The organism is Pseudonocardia sp. ICBG162, from assembly GCF_020496225.1.
GTDB lineage: Bacteria > Actinomycetota > Actinomycetes > Mycobacteriales > Pseudonocardiaceae > Pseudonocardia > Pseudonocardia alni.
In genome coordinates this window covers 894,968-908,517 of sequence record NZ_JAHLJD010000017.1, presented here as the reverse complement: position 1 = coordinate 908,517, position 13,550 = coordinate 894,968, and the positions used below count along the sequence as shown (strand labels likewise).

11 protein-coding genes are annotated in these 13,550 nt (G+C 72.9%); 3 read left to right on the top strand and 8 right to left on the bottom strand.

Features of this window, described 5'->3' with window-relative positions:
• A partial coding sequence (locus KPL60_RS18420) for a proton-conducting transporter membrane subunit (protein ID WP_305080689.1) occupies window positions 1-840 on the bottom strand: 840 nt, incomplete at its 3' end.
• Between the two features lie 509 nt (window positions 841-1,349).
• Here KPL60_RS18420 and KPL60_RS18415 point away from each other — a divergent pair.
• Window positions 1,350-2,207 carry an alpha/beta fold hydrolase gene (locus KPL60_RS18415; RefSeq protein ID WP_226364773.1) on the top strand — a complete coding sequence of 286 codons (858 nt, stop codon included), beginning with the start codon at window positions 1,350-1,352 and terminating at the stop codon, window positions 2,205-2,207.
• A gap of 6 nt (window positions 2,208-2,213) precedes the next feature.
• Here the strand turns inward: KPL60_RS18415 and KPL60_RS18410 are convergent, their stop codons facing one another.
• The 7 genes from KPL60_RS18410 to KPL60_RS18380 all read right to left on the bottom strand — a co-directional run bounded on the left by KPL60_RS18410 (window position 2,214) and on the right by KPL60_RS18380 (window position 11,000).
• Window positions 2,214-3,689, bottom strand: coding sequence for an SLC13 family permease (locus tag KPL60_RS18410; protein ID WP_226364772.1), 1,476 nt, complete (start codon window positions 3,687-3,689; stop codon window positions 2,214-2,216).
• 418 nt (window positions 3,690-4,107) lie between these two features.
• Entirely contained in the window at window positions 4,108-5,076 is a 969-nt protein-coding gene (locus KPL60_RS18405) for a DUF3048 domain-containing protein (RefSeq protein WP_226364771.1), read from the bottom strand.
• A gap of 63 nt (window positions 5,077-5,139) precedes the next feature.
• Window positions 5,140-6,603: an aldehyde dehydrogenase family protein gene (locus KPL60_RS18400; RefSeq protein ID WP_226364770.1), complete on the bottom strand. Its 1,464-nt coding sequence runs from the start codon at window positions 6,601-6,603 to the stop codon at window positions 5,140-5,142.
• 47 nt (window positions 6,604-6,650) lie between these two features.
• Window positions 6,651-8,252, bottom strand: a complete 1,602-nt coding sequence (locus KPL60_RS18395) for a thiamine pyrophosphate-binding protein (RefSeq protein ID WP_226364769.1) — start codon at window positions 8,250-8,252, stop codon at window positions 6,651-6,653.
• Window positions 8,249-9,205, bottom strand: coding sequence for a malate dehydrogenase (locus KPL60_RS18390; RefSeq protein ID WP_226366595.1), 957 nt, complete (start codon window positions 9,203-9,205; stop codon window positions 8,249-8,251). The genes KPL60_RS18395 and KPL60_RS18390 overlap by 4 nt, the downstream gene beginning before the upstream one ends.
• Window positions 9,202-10,746, bottom strand: coding sequence for a cation acetate symporter (locus KPL60_RS18385; RefSeq protein WP_226366594.1), 1,545 nt, complete (start codon window positions 10,744-10,746; stop codon window positions 9,202-9,204). Before KPL60_RS18385 ends, KPL60_RS18390 begins: the two co-directional genes overlap by 4 nt.
• A complete protein-coding gene (locus KPL60_RS18380; protein ID WP_226366593.1) occupies window positions 10,743-11,000 on the bottom strand; it encodes a DUF485 domain-containing protein in 258 nt (85 codons plus the stop codon). The genes KPL60_RS18385 and KPL60_RS18380 overlap by 4 nt, the downstream gene beginning before the upstream one ends.
• A 93-nt stretch (window positions 11,001-11,093) precedes the next feature.
• Between KPL60_RS18380 and KPL60_RS18375 the strand changes: the two genes are divergently transcribed.
• Entirely contained in the window at window positions 11,094-11,831 is a 738-nt protein-coding gene (locus KPL60_RS18375) for an IclR family transcriptional regulator (protein WP_226366592.1), read from the top strand.
• A 496-nt stretch (window positions 11,832-12,327) separates the two neighbouring features.
• Entirely contained in the window at window positions 12,328-13,500 is a 1,173-nt protein-coding gene (locus tag KPL60_RS18370) for an LLM class flavin-dependent oxidoreductase (protein WP_226366591.1), read from the top strand.
• The last annotated feature ends 50 nt before the right edge of the window (window positions 13,501-13,550 follow it).

The following is a 13,550-nucleotide window of genomic DNA, read 5'->3' as shown; positions in this document are numbered from 1 at the left end:
AACACGCCGCCCAGCAGCGCCGTCACCACGCCGGACCGTGACCAGCAGCCATGGCCACAGCGGCGACGACGACGCCGCGCCGGCGAAGCGCATCAGCAGGTAGATGCCGGCCTTGACCATCGCCGCCGCGTGCAGGTAGGCGCTGACGGGTGCCGGGGCGACCATGGCGTCGGGCAGCCACGAGTGGAACGGGAACTGCGCCGCCTTGGTCATCGCGGCCACGGCGACCAGGACGGCGACGACACCGGCGAACACCGGATCCTGCGTCCAGGCCGGGTCGGCGAGCGCGGCCGACAGCTGCGTGGTCCCGGTCCGCACCACGATCGCGCACACCGCACCCAGCAGCGCCAGGCCGCCGGCGACGGTCACCAGCAACGTCCGTGCCGCCGGTGCTCGCCCCGCAGATCCCACCCGCAGGATCAGCAGATAGGAGCAGAGGGTGGTGATCTCCCACGCCACGAACAGCACGACCAGGTCGTCGGCGAGGACCAGGGTCAGCATCGCCGCGGCGAACGCGGTCATCAGCGCGAAGAAGCCGCCCGCCCGCTCCTCGGTGACATAGGAGGTCGAGTACGCCAGCACCACCGCGCCGACTCCGAGGACGAGCAGGGCGAACAGCCAGCCGAGCCCGTCCACCCGCAGCCGCAGCGCGATCTCCAGCGAGGGGATCCACGGCACCGCCTCGGTGCGCGTGCCGGGTCCGCGGGCGGCGACGACGGAGGTCAGAGCCGTGAGCACCACGACGGCGAGCCATCCGCCGCGCGCCCCGACCCGGTTCGCGAGTACCGCGACCGAGGGAACGAGCAGCCACAGGGCCGCCAGAACACAGAACAACGACATCGGAGAAAGAGCTCCTCGCGCGAATTTCGGGCACAAGTATCAGACGAAACCCGAAATGGGAATCGCCGACGTGTCGAAACATTGCAACCCGCGCACCGCGATGCTGCGCATGCGGTCAGGTCGCGGCAACATGCCGCCTGTCGGTGCGGAGTCGCGAGCTCAGGCGTCGGGAGCGACGCCGGCGAGGATGGCTCCCCACGACGAGGGATGACCATTGGTGCCCGGATGCGGCACGAGCCACTGCAGGGCCCGGTTGGCGCATCGAGTAATCACGCCCAGAGAATACGCGATTCTTGCGGCTGTCGTCGCGCGGGACGGATGCGATCCACGCCACCGTTCTCGCTGCATGGCGAAAAAATTGCGGCGACGATCCGTGAGCACTGTCTTTGCGCGATCTTTACGGGCCCCTCGTTCACCCACGCGACTCGACGTGCCTACGGTGGCCTCGGTGTGCCGGGAAGCCTGGTCGGCGAGCAGAACACGCACGCTCGACGAAGGGCAGCCCCGCGATGGACATCTACCGCTCCGAACCCGGCCGTGCCCTGCTGCGCGACTGGAGCAGCCTGCAGATCAGCCGGCTGCTGCCCGACGCGCGTTGCCGGTGGATCGACACCCCCTTGGGGGCGACCCACCTCACGACCGTCGGCTCCGGGCCGGCCGTGGTGCTCCTGCCCGGTACGACCTTCGGCGTCGCAGCATCGGCGTACGTCGTGCGGGCTCTGGCCGCCGACCACCGGGTCACGGCCGTGGACGTCCCCGGACAGCCCGGACTCAGCCACGGCGAGAGGCCCGCCGACGATCTCGTCGGCCGGTACCGCGCCTGGATCGACGAGGTGCTGGCCGCGGTCGGGACCGAGCCGGCGACGATCGTCGGTGAGTCCCTCGGCGCTGCTGTCGCGCTCTGCGCCGGCCCCGGCCCGGCGGTCGCCGGGCTCCTCCTCGTCGCCCCGGCCGGTCTCGTGCCCGCGCGGGTGACCGCGAGTCTGCGCCCGGCCCTGCCCTGGCTGTGGCATCCCACGGAGGCCCGCACCGAGCGGGTGCTGTCCTTCCTCTCCGGCGGTGCACCGCTGCCCGACCGGCGCCACCTCGTCGAGTGGATGACGCTGGTCCCCGAGCACGCCCGCAGCTCGCTGGCGCCGGCCCCCCTGCCCAACGCGGTCCTCACCGCCTGGCGCGACACCCCGTGCGTCGTCCTGGCCGGCCGCCGCGCCCCGATCTTCCCGGCGGAGGAGCTGACCCGCCCCGCCCGGATGCTGCTCGGGGCCCGCGTCGAGTTCGTCGCCGACGCGGGGCACCTGCTCGCCCACTCCCACCCCGACGCCGTCCGTCGCGGGATCACCGCGCCGGCCGGCCCCGGGGCGGGGTGAGGCGACTCAGAACTGCAGGCCCAGCGCCCACCCGCCGAGCAGGAACGCGAACCCGGTGATCAGCAGGACGCCGACCACGTTGAGCAGCAGCCCGCCGCGGGCCATCTGACCGATGGTGACCACGCCGGACCCGAAGACGATGGCGTTGGGCGGGGTGCCGACCGGCAGCATGAACGCGCAGGTCGCGGCCAGCGCCGCCGGGATGAGCAGCGTCATCGAGTCGGCGCCGATGCCGATCGCGACCCCGCCGAGCACCGGGATGAACGTCGCCGCCGTCGCGGTGTTGCTGGTGACCTCGGTCAGGAACAGCACGATCGTCACCACCGCGGCGACCAGCAGCAGCACCGGCAGCACGCCGAGGCCCGCGACGCTCGTACCGATGAACTCGTCGAGCCCGCTGGAGGCCACCGCCCCGGCCAGGGCGAGCCCGCCCCCGAACAGCAGCAGGACGCCCCAGGGCAGGCCCGCCTGGGCGTCGGGCCAGGCCAGCAGCATCCGGTATCCGCCACCCCGCCGGCCGGTCGCGGCCTCGTCGGGCGGGGTGGTCGCCGACGGCAGGAAGAACAGCGCGATGCCCGCTGCGATCGCGATCGCGGTGTCGTTGAGCCCGCCGAGCCACGGCAGCGCGGCGTCGACGGCGTCGAACTCGGTGAGCAGGCCCGGCACGATCCACAGGAACGCCGCGGAGGCGAACACCGCGAGTACGCGCTTCTCGGCCGTGCTGGCCGGGCCCATCTCGCGCAGCTGCTCGTCGATCATCTCCCGGCCGCCGGGGATCTCGGTCAGTGTGGTCCGGAACAGCACCCGGGTGATCAGCAACCACGCGACGGTCACGAACACCACGACGATCGGGACCCCGAGCTGCATCCAGCCGACGAAGCTGATGTCGCGGTCGAGCTCGTCCTGGACGTAGCCGGCGACGATGGCGTTCGGCGGGCTGCCCAGCAGCGTTCCGAGTCCGCCGATGGACGAGGCCCACGCCACGGAGAGGACCAGTCCGATGCCGAACGAGCGCACCGCCGGGTCGCGGATGGTCTCACTGAGCGGGGCGCCGCGACGGACCTCGTCGCCGCCGCCCCCGGCACGCTCGGCGACCAGCGCCAGGACCGACAGCGCGATCGGCAGCATCATCAGTGTGGTCGCGGTGTTGGACACCCACATCGACAGGAACGCCGTCGCCACCATCATGCCGAGCACGATCCGGGTCGGTGTGGTGCCCACTGTCCGCAGCGTCAGCAGCGCGATCCGCCGGTGCAGGTGCCACTTCTGCATGGCGATCGCGATGAGGAACCCGCCCAGGAACAGGAAGACGATCGGGTCCCCGACCGACACCACCCCGAACGCGGGGAACAACACCACCGGCAGCAGCGCGGTCGCCGACAGCGGAATGGCCTCGGTGACCCACCACGTCGCCATCAGGACACCGATCGCCGCGACCATCCGCGCCTCGGCGGGCAGGTCCTGCGCCGCCCCGAGCAGCAATTACGTCAGCAGGGCGAGAGCCACGCCGAGCAGACGCAGCGACCACGTCGCCCGCGGGGTTCTGCCGTCGGCCGCGGTCGCCGCTCCCGGAGCCGGCGGATCCGCCGTGGCCGTACCGGGCTCGGGACCGCTGTCGTTCGTCGTCATCGTCGGAACCCCCGTCGTACGGCCGCTGTGCTGCGTCGCGGACCGTACCCGAATTACCCCCATTCGGGTCGTTTGTTCTCGTTCGAACGCACGACCGAACGACCGAACGACCGGAGGAACGGCACGGGCTAGACGGCGTGGTACGACGGGACGGCCACGACGCGGGTCACCCGGGCGGCGTCCAGCGGGAATCCCTGCGATCGACGATGCCGTCACGGCACCTGCGCCCTGCGACCGTGGAACGACGCCGCACGATGCCCGACCGGACCGCCTACGCGACGAGCAGTACCCAGGTCCGCCCCGGGTGCAGGGGCACCTCACGGCCGTCGGGCGCGGTCAGACGGGTGGGGTCGCCCACGGCGGGGCGGGACCACCGGGCGGGGAACGAACGGCCGTCACGCAGGACCTCGGCATCGCCCGCACCGACGGTGAGCGCGATCGGGGAGGCCGAGCCGGCGCTGTCCCGGACGGAGGACTCGACGACCCCGACCCGTTGCACGACGACCGTGTCCGCCCGCACCGGCCGCCGGTCCGGACCGGCCACGGCGAGCTCGCCGCCGGTCGCGATCGTCCAGGCGTCGTCGGGCGCGCTCCAGGTGACGGTGACGGCGGTGGAACCCACCCGGACGGTGCGCTCCGGGGCGGGGGCACCCCCGTCCGGCGCCGGCCCGAAGCGCAGGCCGATGTCCTGGACCGGCCCCGCCTCCGGTACCCGGCCGCCGAGGTCCGCCAGGTCCACGTAGACGTTCACCGGCGCCGGTCGCCGCTCGTCACGCCGGAACGCCGCCGGGAACCCACGGGGCACGACCGGGACCAGCGGCGCGGCGACGAGCCGGTCCAGGACCGGCGGCGCGGCGCCGGAGAAGACGAGGGCCGGGCGGCCGTAGGCGCCGAGCACGCCGATGTCGGTCTCCCGGGCACTGCGCACCGGCCCCACCGAGCCCGGCAGCTGCGAGGCGAACACCGCGAGCAGCCGGGTGAGGCCGCCCTCGACCGGCTCGACGTAGACGACGTCGGCGAACTCGACGCCGTCCCACGGGCGCGCCTTCGCGGTGTTGTCGACCTTCACGGCGAACACTCTCGCTCCGGGCTCGGAGGGCAGCCCGGTCAGCGGTGACAGGAGCGGTGCCGGCGGCGCCGGAGCGGTCGCCGGTGGCGGCACCGGCACGGACGGAGCGCATCCGACGGCGCCCACCAGCACCAGCCCGACGAGGGCTCTCACCGCCGGGTTCCCACGCACCGGCGCACCGTACTCCGCCCCATCGTGCGTCCTCCGGCTACCCGGCCGAGCGCGAGCCGGTCCTCAGAACGGGTACTGCGGCAGGTCACCGCGGACCGTGACCCACTGGGTCTCGGTGAACGCCTCGATGTTGGCCTCGGCGCCGCCGTGGCGCGATCCGTTGCCCGAGTCCCCGACCCCGCCGAAGGGGGCGACCGCCTCGTCGTTGACCGTCTGGTCGTTGATGTGGACCAGTCCGGACGGGACCCGGTCGGCCAGCGCGAGGCCCTTCATCACGTCCCGGGTCAGGATCCCCAGCGAGAGGCCGTACCCGGTCCCCGCCGCCAGCCGGACGGCCTCGTCGAGGTCGTCGAAGGGGACGACGGGCGCGACCGGCCCGAAGATCTCGTCCGCGTAGGCGGGCGCGGTCAGGGGCACGTCGCCGAGCACGGTGGGGCGGTAGAACAGGTCCTCGTAGCTGCCGCCCGCGAGCACCCGTGCCCCGGCCGACACACTGCCGGTGACGATCTCGTGCACCCGGTCGCGCTGGCCCGCGTCGATCAGCGGGCCGATGGCGACCGCGTCCGAGGCGGGGTCGCCGACGGGAAGCTTCTCGGCCCGTTCCGCCAGCAGCGCCGCGTAGTCCGCCGCGATGCCGGACGCCACCAGATGACGGCTGGACGCCATGCAGATCTGGCCGGCGTGGTTGAACGAGCCGAACGCCCCGACCGAGGTGGCCCGGTCCAGGTCGACGTCGTCGAGTACGACCAGGGCGGAGTTGCCGCCGAGCTCGAGGTGCACCCGCTTGAGCCGGTCCGCCGCGGCCCTGGCGATGGCCTGCCCGGCCCGGGTCGAGCCGGTGAAGGCGATGACCGGGACCTCCGGGTCGTCGACCAGCGCCGCACCGACGTCCGCTCCGCCCGGCAGCACGTGCAGCAGCCCGGGGGGCAGCCCCGCCTCCTCGAACACCCGCGCGAACACGACTCCGCCGCTGACGGCGGTGCGGGGGTCCGGCTTGAGGACCACCGCGTTGCCCAGGGCGAGCGCCGGCGCGATGGCCCGGATCGCCAGGATGATGGGGGCGTTGAACGGCGCGATGACGCCGACGACCCCGACCGGGCGTCGCCGCTCCATCGACAGTCGCGGCTGGGTCGACCGCAGGAGCCTGCCGTAGGGGTGAGCGGCCAGTGCGGCCGCCTCGCGGCACTCCTCGGCGGCGACGGCCCGCGTCTGGAAGTCGGCGAACGGGCGGATCGCCCCGGACTCGCGGATGAGCCAGTCGTGGATCTCGTCCTCGTGCTCGACGAACAGCTCCGCCGCCCGCCGCAGCACCACGGCACGGGCGTCGTAGGGCTGCGCGGCCCACTCCCGCTGGGCCGCGCCGGCCGTCCGCGCCGCCGTGCGGACGTCCGCGGCGGATGCCGCGCCCACCTCGGCCAGGGTCGCGCCGGTGGCCGGCTCGACGGCCGGGTAGGTCCCCGCCCCACCGTCGATCCACCCCGCGGAGTAGATCTGTCCCTGCCAGCGGCTGGTCTCCAGGAAGCGCATGCTGTCACCTCGGTCGTGGTCGTCCGGCGGAACCGGGGCGGGGCGGTTCACGGTGCGACGGCGACGTCGAGCACCAGGGGGGTCGTGCGTCGCTCCAGGGTCGGCACGATCTCGTCGAGCACCTCGAGCAGGCCGGCGTGGTCGACCACCCGGTGTGACTCGCAGCCGAGCGAGGTCCCCAGCCCGCTGATGCTGATCTCCTCGAACGCCGGCCACGGGGCCGTGCCCGGGGTGCCGGTGGCCGAGCCGCGCCCCCCGGCGAGCCGGTCCATGATCGCGTAGCGGCCGTTGGACAACACGATCACGAGCACTCCGACGTCGTAGTGGGCTGCGCTCCACAGGGACTGGATCCCGTACAGCGAGGAGCCGTCGCCGACCAGCGCCACGACGGGCCGCTGCGGGGAACCCATGCGCACCCCCACCGCGGCCGGCAGGCCGAAGCCCAGCCCGCCCATGGCCGCGCTGAGGAACCCCAGCGGCGCTCGTGCCGGCACGAGCTCGTGCAGCAGCGCCCGGCTCGACGGGGTCTCCTCGACCACGACGGCCTGCTGCGGCAGCCGTTCTGCGAGCGCGGCGAACACGTGCTCGGGCCGCAGGGGCGCACCGGCGGCGGGCGGCTCGACCACCCGCGCGCGGTGGACGGCCGACGGTGCGGCGTCGCGGGCCGGGACGCGCCGGGCGAGCTCGGCGCACACGGCCGCGGGCGACGCGACCACAGCCAGGTCGGCAGGGCTGCGGAGCGCCTCGTCCGGGTCGTCGGTGATCACGACGACCCGGGTGTCGCCCTCGACGAGTGGACCGTCCTCGTAGGGGTACTGCCGGAACGCCGCCGCGCCCACCACCAGCACCAGGTCGTGCCCCTCCAGGGAGGAGCGCACTCCGGCCCGCCCGGCCGGCAGGTGCCCGGCGAAGCGGGGGTGGTCCCGGGGAAAGCCCGCCCGCGCCCCGAACGGCTCCTGCCACGCGGGCATCGCGAGCCGGTCGGCCAGCGCCGTCAGCGCCGCCCACGTCCGTTCGTCGTCGGCACCTGCCCCGGCGACCAGCGCCGGCGAACGCGACCCGGCGATCAGCTCGGCGATCGCGTCGCACGCAGCCGGGTCGGCCGCGGCCGGCCGCAGCGACCGCACCGGGGCGGCCCCGGCGGCGCCGTCGTGCTCGGCGTCCCAGTCGTCCATCGGCACGATCACCACCGCGGGGCCGCGATGCAGGTCCGCCTCGTGCCAGGCCCGTGCCAGGGCCCCCGGCACGTCCTGGGCACGGCCGGGCTCGTCCACCCACACCGCATGGGGGCGGACGAGCTCGTCGAGGCGCCGTCCGGTGAGAAAGGGTTCGAACGCGAGGTGGCGACGGTCCTGCTGTCCGACCACCACCACCATCGGCGCCCGGTTGACCCGCGCGGTCGCCAGCGCTCCGACCGCGTTGCCGAGGCCTGCCGTGGTGTGCAGGATCGCCACGGCAGGGCGGTGTCGCGCGAGCGCCCACCCGGTCGCCATGCCCACCACCGAGCCCTCGTGCAGCGTGAGCACGAACTCCAGGTCGCCGGGTAGGTCGGTGAGCAAGGAGATCTCGGTCGAGCCCGGGTTGGCGAACAGTGTCGTCGCGCCCTGGCGGCGCAGCACGGCCAGCGCTGCGTCACGGACGGTCGTCATCGCGCGGTCCTCCCGGTACCGGCGGTGGCCGCCGCGCCGGTGGTGTCGTCGATGCTCGCCGCGGCGGTGCGGACCCGTTCGGCGCCGTGCAGCAGGGCTGCCCGCTCCTCGTCGGAGAGGTCCCACTCGAGGATCTCCTCGATCCCGCCCGGGCCGAGCCGCGTCGGCACCCCGACCCCGACCCCGTCGATCCCGTACTGGCCGCCGAGGACCACCGCGGCGGGCCACGCCTCGCTTGATCCGGTCGCGATGGCGTCGACCATGGCGGCCGCGCCCGCACCGGTGCTCCAGGTGGAGGTGCGCCCGGAGTCGAGCGCCACGTGCCGCGTGTACCAGGTGGTCATGTACTCGTCCACGACCCCGCGCTGGGCGTCGGTCAGGACCACCGGCTCTCCGTGCAGCCGCACCCGGCTGTAGAGCGGGACCTGCGCCTCACCGTGCTCCCCGATCACCCATGCCTCGACGTCCTGGGGCCGGGCCCCGAGCGCCCGGGCGACGCCCGTCCGCATCCGGAACCCGTCGTTGAGGGTGTAGCCGACGAGTCGCCGCGGATCCAGCGCGGTCCGCCACTGCAGGCGCGTGAGCAGGGCGTCGACCGGGTTGGTCAGGACCACCAGGATCCCACCCCAGCCGGCCGCGACGAGCGGGTCCACGATGCCGTCGAGGATTGCGGCGTTCTCGGCGAGGAAGACCGACCGCGACGAGTTGAGCCGCAGCGGGACGGCGGCGCTCAGGACCACCACGTCGGCGTCGAGCGCATCGCCCGGTTCGCCCCCGCGGACCGAGCGGGCCCCGCCCAGGGCGAGCACGTCCTGCAGGTCCATGACGTGGCTGACGATCATGTTGGGCCGGGAGTCGACCAGTACGACGTCGTAGGGGGTGTCCGTGCGCAGGAGGTTGAACGCGACCGACGCGCCGATGCCGCCGGCGCCGCCGAAGATGACGACCTTCATGTGTTGTTCTCCGTCTTCTGAGGGGCCGAGCGGTCCGCTCGGCGGGGGAAGGCCGCAGCGCGGACCTCGTCGTAGGGACGTCCCGCGACGCCGGGCCGGGAGCGTCCGACGGCGCTGCCGATCACGGCGAGCAGGAACGCCGCGGGGACCGAGACCAGCGCGGGGATGGACAGGGGGAAGATCGCGTTGTCGGCGCCGAGGACGTCCGGTCCGAGTGCCACGAGCACCAGGGAGATCAGCAGACCGCCGATGATGGCCACCTCGGCGCCCAGCCGGTTGAACCCGCGCCAGTAGATGCTGAGCACCAGGACCGGCGTGAGCGTGCTGGCGGCGATGGCGAACGCGACGTTGGCGAGGAACGCGATGTTGAGGTTCCGCGCACCCAACGCGAGCAGGATCGCCACCACGGCGAGCGCCACGCCGGCCGCGCGACCCGTGAACAGCTGCTGCTTCGCGCTGACCTCACCGCGCTTGATCACATTGGTGTAGAGGTCGTGCGCCGCGGCCCCGGACGCCGCGATGGCGATGCCGCTGAGCACCGCGAGGATCGTCGCGATGACGACACCCGCCAGCACCGCGAACAGCAGGTTGCCGCCCAGCACCTCCGCCAGCCGCGCGACGGCGAGGTTGCCGCCGGGGCTGTCGGCGACGATCTGCTCCCGTCCGACGATGTCGAGCGCGGCGTAGCCGAAGACCGGCAGCAGCAGGAAGAACACCGAGAAGATGATCATTCCGTAGAAGTCCGACGTCCGCGCCGCCCGCCCGTCCCGGGTGGTGAGGAAGCGCAGCATCACGTGCGGCAGCCCCATGATGCCCAGGCAGGGTCCGATCATCAGGGACACGTTGTTCAAGGAGCTCGTCAGCGGGAGCGGGTGGGCGCTCACCACGTCGGTGCCGAACCGCTCGGCGGCGACCCGGAGCGGTCCCAGCGGGTTCCAGTCGTAGTGGGCGACGACGAACAGCAGCAGGATGGCGACGGTGGCCAGCAGCAGGACGGTCTTGAAGATCTGGATGTAGGTCGCGGCGACCATCCCACCCATCACCATGTACACCGTCATGAGCACGGCGAGCAGGACCACCGCCAGCTCGTAGGGCACCCCGATCAGCAGCTGCGCCAGCACGCCGGCCCCGACGAACTGGATGGTCATGTAGATGACGCTGGTGACCAGCGTCGTCGTGGCGATCCCTCCGCGCAGCAGCCGGCCCTCGAACCGGTAGGCGACCACGTCGGCCAGGGTGAAGCGACCCAGGTTGCGCAACGGGACGGCCACCACGAGCAGGACGAGCAGGAACGCGGTCGGGATGCCGATCGCGAGGTAGAACCCCGCGAACCCGGTGAGTGCGACCGCTCCGGTGATGCCCAGCAGGGCCGCCGACGAGATCTGCTCGCCGGCCAGCGCCAGTCCGTTGCCCAGCCCGGACACCCGACGGCCGGCGACGTAGTGGTCGCCGGCGTCCGCCGTGCGGCGAGCCGCCAGGAACGCGAGGACCAGGGTGGCGGCGATGATGGATCCGGCGACGACGATCGACAGGACGTTCACGGGGTCGTCTCCCCGTCGGTCTCGGCGCGGTTCTGGGCGCGGACGTACAGCCCGGCCGCGGCCACGACGAGGACGAAGTCGAGGAAGCCGATCAGGTAGCCGATCCCGATCCCCCCGACGGTGCCGGCGAAGAGCGGCGTGAACAGCATGAGTACGACCAGCACCAGCAGCAGGACGAAGGCGATGGCGCCCGTCGTCAGACTGCGGCGGATCTGTGCGGAGACGACGGTGTCGTCAGGACCGTGGTGACGCATCGGTGCGTTCCTCTCGACGGACGGACGTTGTCCTTCGGTGCGAGCGGGGACGCTAGGTCGACCGGACCCGGCAGAGAATGGCATCGTCTCTGTATGCGAGACACCGGGCTGCTGCAGACCCTCGACCGGGGGCTGACGATCCTGGAGGTCCTGGCCCAGGCGCGGTATCCGCTGACTCTCGCCGACCTGTCGGCGCGGCTGGGTGTCCACCGTTCCATCACCCACCGCCTGGTGCGGACGCTCCAGGCGCACCACCTCATCGCCCGTACTCCCACCGGGTACGTGCTCGGCACGGGCACCACCGCACTGGGACGGGCTGCGCTGCCCGTGGTGCAGCAGGTCGCGAAGGGCAAGGTCTACCACCTCGCGCGCCGCACCGACCTGACCGCGTTCCTGGTGGTCCGCGACGGGCCGGACGTGGTCACCCTCATCTCGGTGGACACCAGCAGCGCCCGGCTGAACGTCGTCTACAGCCCGGGCGCGCGCCACCCCCGGGAGGTCGGTTCACCGGGCCTGGCAGTGCTGGCCGGGGGAGAGGCGCGACCGGGCGAACGGCCCGAGGTCACCCGCGGTCGCGCCGCGGGCTTCGTCGTGACGTTCGGGGAGGTCATCGAGCACCAGGGCAGCGTCGCCGCCCCCATCCGCTCCGAACCCGGCAGGGCCATCGGTTCGCTGGCCCTCACCTTCGGCCACGAACGTCCGGGCAGCCGGCAGATAGATGCCCTGCTCGACAGTGCCGCGGTGGTCTCCACCCGCCTCGTCCAGGCGAAGCTGCGCGGCGCGGTGGTCCCGGACCTGGACGCGTCCGTCGACCCGTCGGGAACGCCCTGACCCGGGATCTCCGTCGACGCCGTCGGGCAGGACCGGCCCGCGGTCAGTAGAACCCGTCGCGGGTGGCGCCGAACCGGTGCCCGAGGGCCGTCCGAGGCTCCGGCTCAGGCGTTCGGCCAACGCCCGGCCCCGGGTCTGCACCTCCCGGAGGATCCCGCGCAACGCCTTCGGATCGGTGGCGGTCCGCGGGGTGCAGGCCGCTCATCGAGTGTCGGACCTCCATCGGTCGACGTCGCTCGTGGCAGGCGGGGTCGTGCGTGTGCCGCCCGGTGGCAGCTCCGAGAGTGGCAGTTCGGACACGTCCTCACCAGCGCGGATCAGGACGAGATGATTCGCCGCAGATGCGGATACGTCGTCGCGAGATGCCCAGCGGACACCACGGCGACCACGGGGTGTCCACTTTCCGCACAGTCCGTACGACGTGACCGCGGTCATGCTGACGACTCCGACAGAGCGGTCGGGACGCGGCCGCTGATCGACACGTACTGGAGTCCCCGTGAGCCGTCTGCGTTTCGGCACCTTCCTGGCGCCCTTCCACAAGCCCGGTCAGAACCCGACGCTGGCGCTGCAGCGCGACCTCGAGCTCGTCGAGCACCTCGACGCCCTCGGCTACGACGAGGCCTGGATCGGCGAGCACCACTCGGCCGGTTCGGAGATCATCGCCTCGCCCGAGATCTTCATGGCCGCCGCGGCCGAGCGCACCCGTCGCATCCGGCTCGGCACCGGCGTCACCTCGATCGCCTACCACAACCCGCTGTGGGTGGCCGACCGCATGGTGATGCTGGACCACCTGACCCGCGGCCGGGCGATGCTCGGGTGCGGCCCGGGATCGCTGCCGACCGACTCGGCGATGATCGGCCTGACTCCGACCGACACCCGCGAGCTGCTGGAGCAGAACCTCGACATCATCATGCGGCTGCTGCGCGGTGAGTCGGTCACCCGGCAGACGAAGACCCACGACCTGGTCGCCGCGCAGCTGCAGCTGCGTCCCTACACCGACCCGTGCTTCGACGTCGTCGTCGCCGCGGTGGCCTCGCCTACCGGGCCGCGGATGGCCGGGCAGCACGGCGTCGGGCTCCTCTCGATCGGTGCGACGCTCACCCAGGACGGCTTCGACGCCCTGGCCCACCACTGGAACGTGGTCGAGGAGCGGGCCGCCCACCACGGGCAGCCCGCCCCGGACCGTTCCGCGTGGCGGCTGTGCGGGCTCATGCACATCGCCGAGACCCGCGAGCAGGCCTACAAGGACGTGGAGTACGGCATCGAGCACTGGTTCCAGTACTTCCAGAAGGTCGCCGCGTTCCCGCAGATGGCGGTTGGGGACAGCGTCGACGTAAAGGGGATGATCGACTTCATCAACGAGGCCGGGATCGGTGCGATCGGCACCGTGGAGGACGCCCGGGCGCAGGTGCAGAAGCTGGTCGACCAGTCCGGCGGCTTCGGGGCGTTCCTGATGCTGGGCCACGAGTGGGCCAACCCCGAGGCCACCCGGCGCTCCTACGAGCTGATCGCGCAGCAGGTGTTCCCGCACTTCCAGGGGCAGGCGCAGAGCACCCTCGACGCGAAGGACCGGGCCGGCGCCACCCGTGAGGCGCACGCGCAGACCCAGCTCGACGCCGTCGACCACATGACCAGGAAGTACGAGCAGGAGAAGGCGTCCGGGAACTGAGCCGGTCGGGGTGGGGCCGGCCCGCCGGCCCCACCCCGGGCTCCCCGACG

Bases quoted from the DNA above. Each gene is read 5' to 3' on its own strand.
- KPL60_RS18415 (WP_226364773.1), top strand. From the start codon at position 1,350: ATGGACATCTACCGCTCCGAACCCGGCCGTGCCCTGCTGCGCGACTGG.
- KPL60_RS18400 (WP_226364770.1), bottom strand. From the start codon at position 6,603: ATGCGCTTCCTGGAGACCAGCCGCTGGCAGGGACAGATCTACTCCGCG.
- KPL60_RS18395 (WP_226364769.1), bottom strand. From the start codon at position 8,252: ATGACGACCGTCCGTGACGCAGCGCTGGCCGTGCTGCGCCGCCAGGGC.
- KPL60_RS18390 (WP_226366595.1), bottom strand. From the start codon at position 9,205: ATGAAGGTCGTCATCTTCGGCGGCGCCGGCGGCATCGGCGCGTCGGTC.
- KPL60_RS18380 (WP_226366593.1), bottom strand. From the start codon at position 11,000: ATGCGTCACCACGGTCCTGACGACACCGTCGTCTCCGCACAGATCCGC.
- KPL60_RS18375 (WP_226366592.1), top strand. From the start codon at position 11,094: ATGCGAGACACCGGGCTGCTGCAGACCCTCGACCGGGGGCTGACGATC.